Source organism: Kitasatospora sp. NPDC034023 (assembly GCF_055575795.1).
In genome coordinates this window covers 1-11,536 of sequence record NZ_JBVIRY010000082.1, presented here as the reverse complement: position 1 = coordinate 11,536, position 11,536 = coordinate 1, and the positions used below count along the sequence as shown (strand labels likewise).

9 protein-coding genes and 7 pseudogenes are annotated in these 11,536 nt (G+C 71.5%); 8 read left to right on the top strand and 8 right to left on the bottom strand.

Features of this window, described 5'->3' with window-relative positions:
* Nucleotides 1–88 precede the first annotated feature (88 nt).
* A pseudogene (locus ACZ52R_RS42985) lies at nucleotides 89–475 on the bottom strand (DJ-1/PfpI family protein); the annotation flags it as partial.
* A gap of 126 nt (nucleotides 476–601) precedes the next feature.
* Here ACZ52R_RS42985 and ACZ52R_RS42980 point away from each other — a divergent pair.
* Nucleotides 602–1,639, top strand: coding sequence for a saccharopine dehydrogenase family protein (locus ACZ52R_RS42980; protein WP_465665535.1), 1,038 nt, complete (start codon nucleotides 602–604; stop codon nucleotides 1,637–1,639).
* A gap of 309 nt (nucleotides 1,640–1,948) precedes the next feature.
* Here the strand turns inward: ACZ52R_RS42980 and ACZ52R_RS42975 are convergent.
* Nucleotides 1,949–2,509 (bottom strand): annotated as a pseudogene (locus ACZ52R_RS42975) (ricin-type beta-trefoil lectin domain protein); the annotation flags it as partial.
* A 2-nt stretch (nucleotides 2,510–2,511) separates the two neighbouring features.
* On the opposite strand from ACZ52R_RS42975, the pseudogene ACZ52R_RS42970 reads away from it, so the two are divergent.
* The 4 pseudogenes from ACZ52R_RS42970 to ACZ52R_RS42955 form a co-directional block, all read left to right on the top strand.
* Nucleotides 2,512–2,918 (top strand): annotated as a pseudogene (locus ACZ52R_RS42970) (zinc-binding dehydrogenase); the annotation flags it as partial.
* A pseudogene (locus ACZ52R_RS42965) lies at nucleotides 2,915–3,675 on the top strand (SDR family oxidoreductase). The pseudogenes ACZ52R_RS42970 and ACZ52R_RS42965, both read left to right, overlap by 4 nt.
* 180 nt (nucleotides 3,676–3,855) lie before the next feature.
* A pseudogene (locus tag ACZ52R_RS42960) lies at nucleotides 3,856–4,419 on the top strand (carbohydrate kinase family protein); the annotation flags it as partial.
* 59 nt (nucleotides 4,420–4,478) lie between these two features.
* Nucleotides 4,479–4,634 (top strand): annotated as a pseudogene (locus tag ACZ52R_RS42955) (aldo/keto reductase); the annotation flags it as partial.
* Nucleotides 4,635–4,798: 164 nt separating this feature from the next.
* Here the strand turns inward: ACZ52R_RS42955 and ACZ52R_RS42950 are convergent.
* Nucleotides 4,799–6,676 (bottom strand): tetratricopeptide repeat protein, encoded by a 1,878-nt coding sequence (locus ACZ52R_RS42950; RefSeq protein WP_465755522.1) that lies wholly within the window; start codon nucleotides 6,674–6,676, stop codon nucleotides 4,799–4,801.
* 354 nt (nucleotides 6,677–7,030) lie between these two features.
* Between ACZ52R_RS42950 and ACZ52R_RS42945 the strand changes: the two genes are divergently transcribed.
* On the top strand, nucleotides 7,031–7,261 hold the full coding sequence (locus ACZ52R_RS42945; RefSeq protein WP_465755521.1) for a hypothetical protein: 231 nt from the start codon (nucleotides 7,031–7,033) through the stop codon (nucleotides 7,259–7,261).
* A complete protein-coding gene (locus ACZ52R_RS42940) occupies nucleotides 7,227–7,517 on the top strand; it encodes a GNAT family N-acetyltransferase (protein WP_465626599.1) in 291 nt (96 codons plus the stop codon). Before ACZ52R_RS42945 ends, ACZ52R_RS42940 begins: the two co-directional genes overlap by 35 nt.
* 163 nt (nucleotides 7,518–7,680) lie before the next feature.
* Here ACZ52R_RS42940 and ACZ52R_RS42935 read toward each other — a convergent pair whose 3' ends face one another.
* Genes ACZ52R_RS42935 through ACZ52R_RS42925 form a run of 3 tightly spaced genes read right to left on the bottom strand, consistent with a single transcriptional unit; the run spans nucleotide 7,681 to nucleotide 9,063 of the window.
* A complete protein-coding gene (locus ACZ52R_RS42935) occupies nucleotides 7,681–8,112 on the bottom strand; it encodes a COG1470 family protein (protein WP_465755520.1) in 432 nt (143 codons plus the stop codon).
* Complete coding sequence (locus ACZ52R_RS42930; protein WP_465755519.1) at nucleotides 8,048–8,425, bottom strand: hypothetical protein; 378 nt, start codon at nucleotides 8,423–8,425, stop codon at nucleotides 8,048–8,050. The genes ACZ52R_RS42935 and ACZ52R_RS42930 overlap by 65 nt, the downstream gene beginning before the upstream one ends.
* On the bottom strand, nucleotides 8,422–9,063 hold the full coding sequence (locus tag ACZ52R_RS42925; RefSeq protein ID WP_465755518.1) for a transposase: 642 nt from the start codon (nucleotides 9,061–9,063) through the stop codon (nucleotides 8,422–8,424). Before ACZ52R_RS42925 ends, ACZ52R_RS42930 begins: the two co-directional genes overlap by 4 nt.
* Before the next feature lie 44 nt (nucleotides 9,064–9,107).
* Between ACZ52R_RS42925 and ACZ52R_RS42920 the strand changes: the two are divergent.
* Nucleotides 9,108–9,230: pseudogene (locus tag ACZ52R_RS42920) on the top strand (hypothetical protein); the annotation flags it as partial.
* Between the two features lie 360 nt (nucleotides 9,231–9,590).
* On the opposite strand, the gene ACZ52R_RS42915 reads toward ACZ52R_RS42920, so the two are convergent.
* Nucleotides 9,591–9,968, bottom strand: coding sequence for a DUF6355 family natural product biosynthesis protein (locus tag ACZ52R_RS42915; RefSeq protein WP_465755517.1), 378 nt, complete (start codon nucleotides 9,966–9,968; stop codon nucleotides 9,591–9,593).
* Between the two features lie 1,077 nt (nucleotides 9,969–11,045).
* Nucleotides 11,046–11,309, bottom strand: coding sequence for a hypothetical protein (locus ACZ52R_RS42910; protein WP_465755516.1), 264 nt, complete (start codon nucleotides 11,307–11,309; stop codon nucleotides 11,046–11,048).
* Between the last annotated feature and the right edge of the window lie 227 nt (nucleotides 11,310–11,536).

The following is an 11,536-nucleotide window of genomic DNA, read 5'->3' as shown; positions in this document are numbered from 1 at the left end:
AAGACCGCAGACTCCCGCCCACGACCAGGACGAGCACCCCGGACAACCGTCACGCCAGCCCCTCCGACCAGCATGTTCGAAGATGGCGAAGGCTCCTTGTGTGAGCCCAGTGCGTGGTGGCGCGTTTTCCGTCGAGCAGTCCGGCCGCGCCCAGGACGAAGGCGCCCGTGCACAGGGAGGCGACGCGGGCGCCGGCCGCGTGGGCGGCGCGCACCGCCTCGATCAGTTCGGCGGGTGGTTCGCGGTCCGTGTCGGCCCAGCCGGGCACGATCACCGTGTCCGCGTGCGCGAGGTGGCCGAGTCCGTGGTCGGGTTCGAGGCGGAAGCGGTCGACGAGCACCGGGCCGTTCCCGCAGACGGAGAAGTCGTACCAGGGGTCCACGATGTGGGTCAGGTCGGCTCCGAAGACCTCGACGGCCACGGACAGTTCGTAGTGGAGCATGCCGTCGGTGACGGCCAGCGCAACGGCGGGCATGTCTGAAACTGTACGTGCCATGTCGTTTCCGACGCTCGTGCGGGGTGCTGCCGGGGGGCCAGGATGTGAGTGTCAGGCCGCGGCGGATCGACGGCGCAGCGGCGTTCGAGTGCACGGGAGGGTCTCATGGGGTCGGGTCAGCTGGTGGCGGTGTTCGGCGCGTACGGTCACACAGGGAAGTTCGTGGTCGCGGAGTTGGCCGGGCGTGGGTTCGTCCCGGTGCCGTCCGGGCGCAACGCGCAGGCTGTGCGGGAGCTGGCCGACGAGCTCGGGCTCGAGGCCCGGGTGGCATCGGTCGACGATGCGGACTCGTTGGACCGTGCGCTGGCGGGAACCGTAGCGGTCATCAACTGCGCCGGCCCCTTCGCGACGACCACCGGCCCCGTGATCGAAGCCGCGCTCCGTGCGAAGATCCCGTACCTGGACGTGGCCGCCGAACTCGAGGCGAATCTCGACACCTTCGCCCACTACCGCGAGCGGGCCCAGGAAGCGGGAGCGGTGATCGTCCCCGCCATGGCCTTCTTCGGTGGCCTCGGCGACCTGCTGGCCACCGCGGCGATGGGCGACTGGACCGCGGCCGAGGAGGCCCACATCGCCTACGCGCTCAGCAGCTGGCACCCCACCCCCGGCACCCGCCTGTCCGGTGCCGTCTCCCGTGAGCGGCGCGGCGACGTCCGCCTGCGCTACCGCGGCGGACAGTGGGAGCAGCGCACCGACGCCGCGCCCACCCTGGAGTGGACCTTCCCGGAACCGATGGGACCCCGGGAAGTGATCGGGGAGTTCACGATGGCGGACGTCGTCACCGTCCCCCATCACCTGCCAATTCCGGACGTGACCACCTACATGACCGCCGAAGCGGTCCGAGACATCGCCGCACCCCACACACCGGCCCCGACCGCCACCGACCTGAACGGGCGCTCCGACCAGACCTTCCTGGTCGACGTCGCCGTGCGCTCGGGCGGAACCGAACGCCGGGCCACGGCCAGCGGCCAGGACATCTACGCCGTCACCGCGCCCCTGGCCGTCGAGGCCCTCGAACGCGTCCTGACCGGCCGTACCAAGACCGTTGGCGTCGCCTCAGCCGGCGAGATCTTCGACGCACCTGACTTCCTGCACGCACTCGCCCCGCACATCACACTCGACCTCCACCCGCAAAACACCTGAACGCGACGCTCCACGAGCGCAAGGCCGTTCCGGAGACCCGGAAGCGGACTCCCACCTTGTCTTCTGAGCGCACTCACACATGCGCCCCGGCGATTCGCCGAGTCGCCGCTTCGATCACCGAGAGTCACATTCCGACGGGCCGTACGTAGGGAATCGGGGGAATCCTTGGTGGCCGCCACCATGACCGCGTGCCGGCTCGGTCTCGGGCGTGCCTACGGGCCGGGCGGCACCATGGCCTGCATCGTCCGCCGCCGACGGTCTCCCCGGGACCTGGTCCCGGAGCGGGTTCAGGTCCCGGGAGGTGGGGGGTCATCCGGCGGTCAGGGTGGTCCACTTCTGGTTGGAGCCGCCGTGGCAGTCCCACAGCTGGAGCTGCGTGCCGTCGGCCGTGGAGAAGCCCGGAACGTCGAGGCAGCGGCCGGAGACCGGGTTGCGGTAGCCGCCGTTGTAGGGCTGCCAGGCCTGATTGGCGCCGCCGTGGCATGCCCAGATCTGTACCTTGGTGCCGTTGGCCGTCCCCCCGCCCGCGGCGTCGAGGCACTTGCCCATGGAGCGGAGGGTGCCGTCGAGGTAGGCGGACCACTGCTGGTTGACGCCGTCGCTGCAGCCCCAGGTCTGCACGGCGGTCCCGTCGGCGGTGCCGGCCCCGTTGACATCCAGGCACTTGCCGGCGATGTCGGACTGCACGCGCGCGGCGGCGGGGGCGGGGTTCTTCAGCCACCCGGCGCTGTCCGCCGCCTGGATACCGCGGTGGAAGGCATCAACCATCTTCTGGTAGCCCGCGTCGTTGGGATGCAGAGCGTCGGCGAGGTCGGCCGTGGTCAGGCTGCTCATGTCCACGTACGCGACGTGCTTGCCCGCAGCCTGTGCTGGCGGGTGATGACGTGTCGGCGCTGGTGCAGGAGTGGACTGCGGGTGCGGGTGCGGATGTGGCGTTCGAGGTGTCGGGGGCTGCGGGTGGTGTGGAGACGGCGGTCGACGTGCTGGGTGTGCGCGGGCGGCTGTGCCTGGTGGCGATCCACCCTCGCCCCCGTGAAGTGAACCTGCACCGGTTCTTCTGGCGTGAACTCACCCTGGTGGGAGCCCGGTTGTACGACCGCTCCGACTTCGAGCGCGCGGTGGCCCTGGTGGCCGACGGGGCGATCCCGGCGGAGCGGCTGATCAGCAAGGTCGTCCCGCTCACCGAGGCGCCCGCCGCGTTCGAGGCCCTGAGGGCGGCGGCGACGTGATGAAGATCCTCGTGGACTGCACCGACGACACCCAGGGAGCGATCGCATGAGCGCCTTCGACCTCACCGGAAGACTCGCCGTCGTCACCGGCGCCCGGCGCGGCATCGGCCGGGCCATGGCCCGCGCACTCGCCGCGGCCGGCGCGGACGTCATCGGCGTCAGCGCCCAGTTGGAGGAGACCGGCAGCGACGTGGAGAAGGACGTCCTCGCCGCGGGCCGCACCTTCGAGGCCATCCGTACCGACTTCGCCGACCCCGCGGCATTCCGGGCCCTCGGTGCGGACCTGGCCGGGCGCGAGCGGCCGGTGGACATCCTGGTCAACAACGCGGGCACGATCCGCCGCGCCCCGGCCGCCGAACACACCGACGCGGACTGGGACTTGGTACTCCGGGTCAACCTCGGTGCGCAGTTCGCACTGACCCGGGACGTCGGCGCGACGATGGTGGCACGCGGCCAGGGAAAGATCGTCTTCACAGCCTCGCTGCTCAGCTTCCAAGGCGGCGTCACCGTCCCCGGCTACACCGCCGCCAAGCACGGCGTCGCCGGACTGACCAAGGCGCTGGCCAACGAGTGGGCCCCGCACCGCGTGAACGTCAACGCCATCGCCCCGGCTACATCGCCACCGACAACACCCAGGCACTCCAGGACGACCCCGTGCGCAGCAAGGCCATCCTCGACCGTATCCCTGCCGGACGGTGGGGCGACGCGGACGACCTCGCCGGGGCCACGGTGTTCCTCGCCTCGGACGCCGCCGCCTACGTCCACGGCGTCGTCCTTCCCGTCGACGGCGGCTGGCTCGGCCGATGACCGCCGACCTGGCCTCCGTGCTGGACGGAGCCCGCGTCATGCCGGTGCTGACCGCGCCCTCCGCCACGACCGCGGGCCCGCCGGCCGACGCGCTCGCGGCGGGAGGCGCCCGGTGCGCCGAAGCTTCGACGAGGACGTCGTCGCCAAATGCCGCGAGCTGGGAGTGCCCATGGTGCCAGCCCGAGCCTCTGGGCCGGCCGGGGCGGCCCCGACGCCGCCCGCGAGGCCGACCTGCGGCTCGCCCGCCACGCCGATGTCGTCGTCGGCGCCCTGGGCCTGGCCGGACCCTGCCCAGGGGCGCTGCGGGTCGAGGCGGACGAGGTGCAGGACGCCCTCGCCGAAGTGGCCGGGCTCCTGCCCCGAGCCGAGGTGCTCGCGACAACCCTGAGGGAAGTGCCCTCCGCCGGGGTCAACGACTGGTCCTCGGCCGCCTGGTCGGCCCGCGCCGGGTTCGTCCGCGGCCCACAGATGTCCGGCTTGCAGGTCCTTGACCGCATCGGCTCCGGCGACGGCTTCGCGGCCGGCCTGATCTACGGACTGCTGACCACCGACAGTGAAGAGGACGGATCGAAGGGCGGTGCCAGACCGGTGGCGAACCTCGACGCCGCCGCACTGAGCCGCGCCCTGGCCTACGGAACCGCGCACGGCGCCCTCACCATGACCACCCCCGGCGACGTGTCCATGGCCTCACGCGCCGAGGTGGAGACGCTCATGGCAGGCGGCTCGGCCGCCGTCAGAAGGTGACGGGCCCCGGGGCGGTCACCGCACCCGCTTCTCTGGGAGGACAGTTGACACATCGGAACATGGGGCGCCGGAAGGTCGGCAGCACCCCTGTCGAGCTCACCGAACTCGGCTTCGGGGCCTCCACCATCGGCAACCTCCACCAGGTCACCCCGGCCGCGGACGCGGCAGCCGCCGTCGACGCGGCCTGGGAGGCCGGCCTGCGGTATTTCGACACCGGTCGTCCAGGGTGGTGAATTCGAGGGGTCATTCGCCGGCTGCGGCTCCGGCTTCACCTCCGACGCGGGTCCCCGGCGAGGCCGTCCGACGGGCACGCCGACCGCCACCGGGGGCGGCGCCGAGGTCGGCTTGCGCCTGCCGCCGGCCCCGGGGCGCCGTCCGGTCAGGTCCAGGGCGGGGAGGTCCGGCCGTCGGGTTCCAGGCCGTAGCGCAGCAGTTGGGCCCAGTGCGGGTCGGCGGATCGGCGTTCGGCCAGAGCTTCCAGGGCCTGACTCCGCCCGGCGTCGGCGGCGCGGCGGCAGGCCTCCTCGGGCTGTTCCGGATCCGGGTCGGCCAGGTCCCTCTCGTAGCTGTCCGTCGTGATGGCCCACAGGGCGACGGCGCTTCCCCGGAAGGCGGCGTCGTGGACCATTCCGTCCAGCGTGGGGTGCTTGTCCCGGCCCATGCGGATCCAGGGGACGGCGAGTTGGGCGTCGTAGTCGCCCGAAGCGAGCGCCTGGGCGGCGAGCCGGTCCATCGCGGACCGGTCGCCGTTGCGTTCCTGGAGCCAGGCGAGGTCCCAGGGGGCGAAGCTGCTGCCGGCCTCGGCGTTCGCCCGGTACAGCCGCGCCGCCTCCCGCGGTGCTCCGGCCCGTTCGCGCATGCGTGCCAGGCGCTGGAAGACCGTCATGTCCTGTTGGCCGGCCGCTTCCCGGGCGAGGCGGTCCGCTTCCTCCGAACGGCCGGTCCGCTCCTGGATCTCGGCGAGTTCGCTGAGCGCGGCGGGGTCTCCGGCCTCGTACGCCTTCCGGTAGAGCAGGTCCGCGTGTCGCAGCCGCAGGCGCATCAGGGCGGACCAGCCGAGGGCGATGGTGTCGTCGGTGCACGCGCAGTGGTCCGCGGCGGCCTCCCAGAAGCCGGCGGCCGGGACCTCGTGGCCGCGGGTGTGACGGCCGTGCTGTTCCAGGTAGTCGGCCAGCCGGAACCACGGCTGGTCCGACGGGAGCGGGCCGTCCGCGTGGGTGCAGGGGACCACGGTGAGCGGTCCGGGGGCGCCGCGGCACGGCCGGGTGGCGACGACGACGGCCTCCTCCCACCGCTCGGGTGCGGCCGTCTCCAGCCGGCTGCGCGAGAGGTAGGCGGGAGCGGCGGCGGCCAGCAGGGACCACGGCAGGTCCACGCCGTGGCCCAGGCGCCGCAGGTCCATGGCCGTCTCCATCAGGGCGCGGGCGGCCGACGGGGCCGTCTCGTACCGTTCCACCAGCGCGGGCACCCCCGCCAGGTACTGGGCGACCTCGCCGTCCCGTGCCTGCGCGGCCGCCTCGGCGAGCTGCGGGTCCGCTTCCGCGACCCGCTCGAGCTCGGCCAGGTCCTGCCGGGTGAAGGCGTCCGGCACCCGGATGCCGCGACCCTCGAACAGGGCCCGGGTGTCCCGGTGGCGCTCGTCGTCGAGGAGCTGCCAGTACTCGGGCCACAGGGTGCCCAGAACGAGGACCGGCCCGCGCTCCGGTGCGGTCAGCAGCTCGCGCAGGCCCACGGCGGCTTCCTCGCCGAGCGGGTTGGCGGGCTGGAGCAGGTAAGACTGCGCCTCGTCGAGCCACACCACCGTGTACGGCACGATCGCGCCGGGCGTCCGGAGCGCCGCGAGGAGCCGACGGAGCGTCAGCGGATGCCACACCCGCCAGTGCGGCGGCAGCTCTCGCAGGGCCTCCCAGCACGCCCGGGTCTTCCCCGTCGACGAACCGCCGACCAGGACGGCCGTACTGCTCGCACCGTCGGCGGCCCGCCGTACCACCGCGTGCAACGCGGTGTCGTGCGCCCGCGCGACGTAGGCCGGCAGAGCGCCGCCGTCGCCCTGGTCGGTCGCGATGCTCCGGCGGACGTTGAGCGCCATCGGGTCGGTGACGGAGCGCAGGGGCACGCCCGCCGGCCCCCGGAAGGCCTGCGGTTCGGAGACGTGGACGTGCACGACTCCGCCCTGGACCACCAGCCCGTGGAACGTGCCACCGCTCACCGTGTTGGCGACGGTGTCGACGACGTACTCGTGCTCCGATGGCTCCACGAACGGACCTCCCCCGCGGGCCCCGAACGGAAAGCCGCGGAGCGGCCGCAGGCCCGGCCGGTCCACCGTACCGGCCGCGGCTTGCGGACGGTGCCGCGATCCGCACGCCCGGCTGCCGCAGGCCCTGTGCCTCGTCCCCCACGAGCGGCCCATCAGCCGCGCTGGCCCGCCAGCCTGGGAGGTGGTCCTGCGGGACGTGGCAGCGGTCGTGGAACGCCCGGCGACCGGGTTCCGTCACTGCCCGGGCGCGGCCGGTGCCGATTCTGGTGACCCAGCCCGCGTCCAGGGCGTGGGAGCAGATCTCGGCTCCGACCGCGCCGGCCGGAACCGCCCCCGACGGAGCGCGAACACCCGATGCTGCGACTCATCGCCCGATACCTGTGGCGCTGCACGCACACGCCCTCGCGCGCACCGGACCAGCCGAGCGGGCCCGCGCCAGAGCTCGTCCTGACCGACGCGCCCCTCCCCTGCGACACCTCGCTGATCTCGGACGCCCTGGACCGCTTCAACACCGGCATCGACGACTGCCGCTCCTTGGCGGTCCTGCTCCGTGCCCCGGCAGCCGCCGCATACTCGGTGGCCTGACCGGCCGCACCTCCCTCGGCCTGCTGTTCATCGACCTCTTCCACCTGCCCCCGAACTGCGCGGCTCGGGCCTGGGCAGCGAGATCCTGCGCCGGGCCGAGGAGGAGGCGCGGACGCGAGGCTGCCAGGCCACCGTCCTGTACACCATCAGATTCCAGGCGCCCGGGTTCTACGAGCGCAACGGCTGGCACCGCATGGGCGAAGTGCCGTGCGCCCCGGCAGGCACCAGCCGTGTCTTCATGACCAAGGAACTCTGAATTCCCCCATGCCGACACGAACGCACCGACGGGCGTGAAGTGCCGGCCACCGTGGTGGTGACCGGTGCTCACTTCGGGGGCTCCTCGTATGCCTCGCGGCTCGGCCCACGTCCCGATGGTTTTGTGGAGATGATCGCTCCGGCGTCAAACATGGTCCTTCCTCCTACCCGGTGCCGTCGACGTAGAGCGTGACCCCTCCCAGGAGCTCACTGCCGACGTTGGCGTGCACGTTGATCGCCTGTCGGCCGACGAAACCGTCGGGTGCCGTGGTGTCGACCGTCACCTCGGCCTGTTCGCCCGGGTCCAGCGTCACCTCCGCCGGATTCACCGTCACCTGCCAGCCGTCCGGGATCGGCCAGTGCTCGACGCGATGCCGGTCGAGCCGTGGCCGCTGCTGCTCGGGAGGGTCCTCACCGCACGCGTCCAGCGGCGGGATGGCATAACTGTCGAGCGCCAGCGTGACGGTCGCGCGATCGGGCCGGTTGTTGCGAACCGGGAACGTGACGTCGCGTGGGGCGAGTTGAGCGGCTTCACGTCGGTGTTGCTCTGCCCAGGTTGTTGGCCGGGTTGGCGTCGTCGTCCCACAGCAGCTCAACCAGCAGGCAGTAGTGACCCGGAGTGGCCGGGGTGTGCCATGGCACCGTGGCGAACGCGGGGCAGCCGACGGCGGCCTTCACCGGCAGGTCCACCTTGGTCATCCCGATGTCGTGCGGGGTGGTGCCCGCACCGAATGCCAGATAGCCGACCTTGACCGGGAGGCCCGGCGCCGGGCCGGTCGGGGAGCCGTTCCAGACCCGGGCGACCACGAGGTAGTCGGTGTCCGGCCGGAGACTGTGCGCGTCGACCAGTACCCCGGGGTCGGCGGCGAGTTCAACGTGGATGTCGGGGATGCCCCTATGGTTCGTCAAACTGCCGAAGGAGTCACTGGACTCGCAGAAGGCCGGATGTGCCGGTAGAGCTCTCGGGCGACGTAGCACTTCAGGCAGCGGATGATCTCACGCCTGGACATGCCCTCGGCGGTGCGCCGTTGCAGGTAGGCCTGGGTGCGTTCATCCCAGCGTGGGCGGGACTGGACGATGCGGTAGAGGGCGGCGTTGGCCTGCCGGTGACCGCCGCGGTTCAGCCGTCGCCGCTGGGTCTTCCCGGAGGATTGCTCGACTGGGCTGACCCCGCACAATGCGGCGAACGACGCCTCGTCCGTGAGCCGGTCCGGGTTGTCACCTGCGGCGGAGAGGAGGACCGCGGCACTGTCGGGGCCGACGCCGACGAGCTTCAGGAGCTGGGGCCGGCTGGACCGGACAGCTGCGGTCATTCGCCGGGTCAACTCCTTGATCTCCTGACCAAGGTTCTGGATCCGGCGGGCGAGCAGGCGCATCGTGAAGACGGCCTCACCTCGATCCTCGCCCAGTGCCACGCAGGTGGCGACCAGCGCCGGATTGGTCAAGCCGGTGAGCAGTTCGCGAAGGTCCGGCTCGACGGCAAGGAGGACTGCCTTGAGCTGGTTCATCGCCTGAGTGCGCGCCTTGACGGCCGATTCCTTGGCCAACCGCAGAACCCGCAAGTCCGCTGCCGGACCGTCTGCGGTCTTCGGTGTGGTGGTCGCGCGTCCCGACAGGACGGCCCGCGCGGCAGCGTCCGCGTCGATGGCGCCACTACCTGGTCGACAACGGCACGAAGTGGCGAGCCGTGCCGGCCGACTTCCCGCCGTGGGACCGGGTCTACGCGTTCTTCCGCCGCTGGCGCGACCTGGGTCTGGTCCGGGAGTTCCACGACCGGCTGCGCGGCAAGGTCCGCGAGAAGGCCGGGCGGGATCCGGAGACATCCGCGAGCGCTGACCGGTCCCGATTCTTCTCACCGCCCTCGAAGCGATCCACGGCCTGCCGTCGGATCCGCTCCCGCGCGGCCCTCTCCGCGTCGGTCAAACCGCCGCCCTGTGCATACCTCACAGCACACGACTACCGGGACGAACCCTCCAACGGCAGGCGAACGCTACCGCTTCACCCATCCGAGCGACATCACGAGTTCAACTTCAGTAGCAGCGCAGCACTGGTAGTGACACCAGGCGGAGGCCAGTCAGGGTCCGGTGTCACCGGGGTGGGAGCACAGTCCGCCTTGGTAGGTGCTGTCGTACCAGGCGCCAGTGGCATCCGAGTCCAGGTTGGTGCGGCCGGGGCCGACACAGCGGTGGTAGTCGGACCGGGGAAACCGCTTGACCTGAATCCACACGTTGGTGTTGGTGGCGCAGTGCTCGTAGTAGGCGCGTTCGCCGTTGCGGCTCGCGTTCCAGCCACAGCCTCGGGTCTGCTCGGGGGCGGCCATGGCCGGGGTGACCGTCGCGAGGGCGAGGGTGCCGACCAGAGCAACGGCTGCCAGGCTCAGCCGCGATCCGCGCTGTACCGCCAGCGCGGCGATTGCGCCGCGACGCGCCTGGGCTCGCTGTGAAGTGTCCATACCCGCTTCAACGATCACGGAAAATCGCGGTCACGGCGAGGGCGTCCTTGCCGCTGCTGCGTGCTGCGTGCTGCCTGGGCCGCGCCCGTGCCGCTCTGCTGCTGCGCCCTGGGCCGCTGGCTGCACCCCCGGGCCGCTGTCCAGGCCGTGCCCCTGCCCGCCCAGGGGTGCCCGGCCTGGCCGTCTCTGGTCCCTCTGTCCGCTGTCCAGGCCCGTCCCGGCGCCGCTGTCCTGGTGCTGCGCCCGGCCCGAGGCCCAGGCGGTGCCACCCTTGGTCGCTGCGGATCCGGCCTGGCCGCCGTCTGGTCTGGCTTGTTCCGCCCTTCGCTGCCGTGGCTGCCGTTCGGGGCGCGCTCGCTGCGTCCGGGGTCTGCCGCTGCTGGGCGGTTCTGCTTGGGCGGGGCTGCGCTGCGCTGGATACAGTGGCCGCTGCCACGGTGCAGGCGAGGGGGACGACGTGAAGCGATGGCAACGCCGTGCGGTGACCGCTTGGGCGGCGCTGGTGGTGGGCGGGTGTGCCATGACTGTCCTTCTCGGAGACACGACCGATGATCCACGGCCCGCAGGCCCGCCGACTGTTCCGACATCACCTGTCAAGCAGGCGCCGCCCCTTTCCTGCCCGACCAATGCCGTCTGTTCTGGATACATCGTCCCGGGCGGTTGACCACGCGTCAGGCGGGGCCGTCCGGGGTGGTCGGGTGCGGGCGGGGCCGGCGGGCCGCTGTCGGGGCCGGCCTTGTTCTGGTGGTGGTGGTCGGTTGCCTGGTGGCGGGTGCACCGTGGGGGTGCAACGCGGTGTTGCGCGGGGTGCAACACGGGGCCGTTTTGCGGGTCTGACCAGGTGCTATGTGGCCGGGAGGGGCGTGGGGCGGGCGTGTTGCAGTGGCGCGTTGCACCGGCCTGTGTCCCGTCTCGAATGATCTGGTCTGCTGGTAGGGCTGTGGCCTGCGGCGACCAGATCAGTTGAGACGCCAGGCGGTCGAGAATCTCATGTCACCTGGTCCCGGGTGACTGGACGCGGAGTGGTGTCTCAGTTGATCTGGTTCGGTGTGGCCGTTTCGACCCAGGGCCGCGCGGTCAGTCGCTCACGTTCCCAAGTCCGACTGCCAACACGGCCATCTCGTGCAGCCGCTCGTAGTACCTGGTCCCGTCCCCGTCCCCGATCCATGGTAGAACCCTCTCAAGGACCTCGATGCACGTCCGAAGACTTCCGCAGCGCCTCTCGTCGAGAACGCTCGACAGGGACGAGGAGACGCAGCCGGCGACGTCCGCATCCAGCTGCACCAGGTCTTCGCCCTCGACTTCTCGACCGCGAAGGTGCCCAGGGAACTCCGCCTTCATGTGCTTTTCCCACAGTTGCGGGAGCAGGTCCTGCCGGACTGTGAACAACCTCTGTCACGCCCTGTCTCATGCTGCTTCAAAGTGCACACATGCGTATCTGGAGTCACTATGAGGGCATCCCCTGGCGGCCATTGAGAAGCCATCCGCAAACCCCACACGGGGCTTGGGACCAGCACGAGTGTTCGCGGGTTCCCGATTCGGGTGATCTCGACGTTGTCGCTGCATGA

Excerpts from the sequence above, each read along its gene's own strand:
- ACZ52R_RS42980 (WP_465665535.1), top strand. The coding sequence starts at position 602 with ATGGGGTCGGGTCAGCTGGTGGCGGTGTTCGGCGCGTACGGTCACACA.
- ACZ52R_RS42945 (WP_465755521.1), top strand. The coding sequence starts at position 7,031 with ATGCTGCGACTCATCGCCCGATACCTGTGGCGCTGCACGCACACGCCC.
- ACZ52R_RS42915 (WP_465755517.1), bottom strand. The coding sequence starts at position 9,968 with ATGGACACTTCACAGCGAGCCCAGGCGCGTCGCGGCGCAATCGCCGCG.
- ACZ52R_RS42910 (WP_465755516.1), bottom strand. The coding sequence starts at position 11,309 with ATGAAGGCGGAGTTCCCTGGGCACCTTCGCGGTCGAGAAGTCGAGGGC.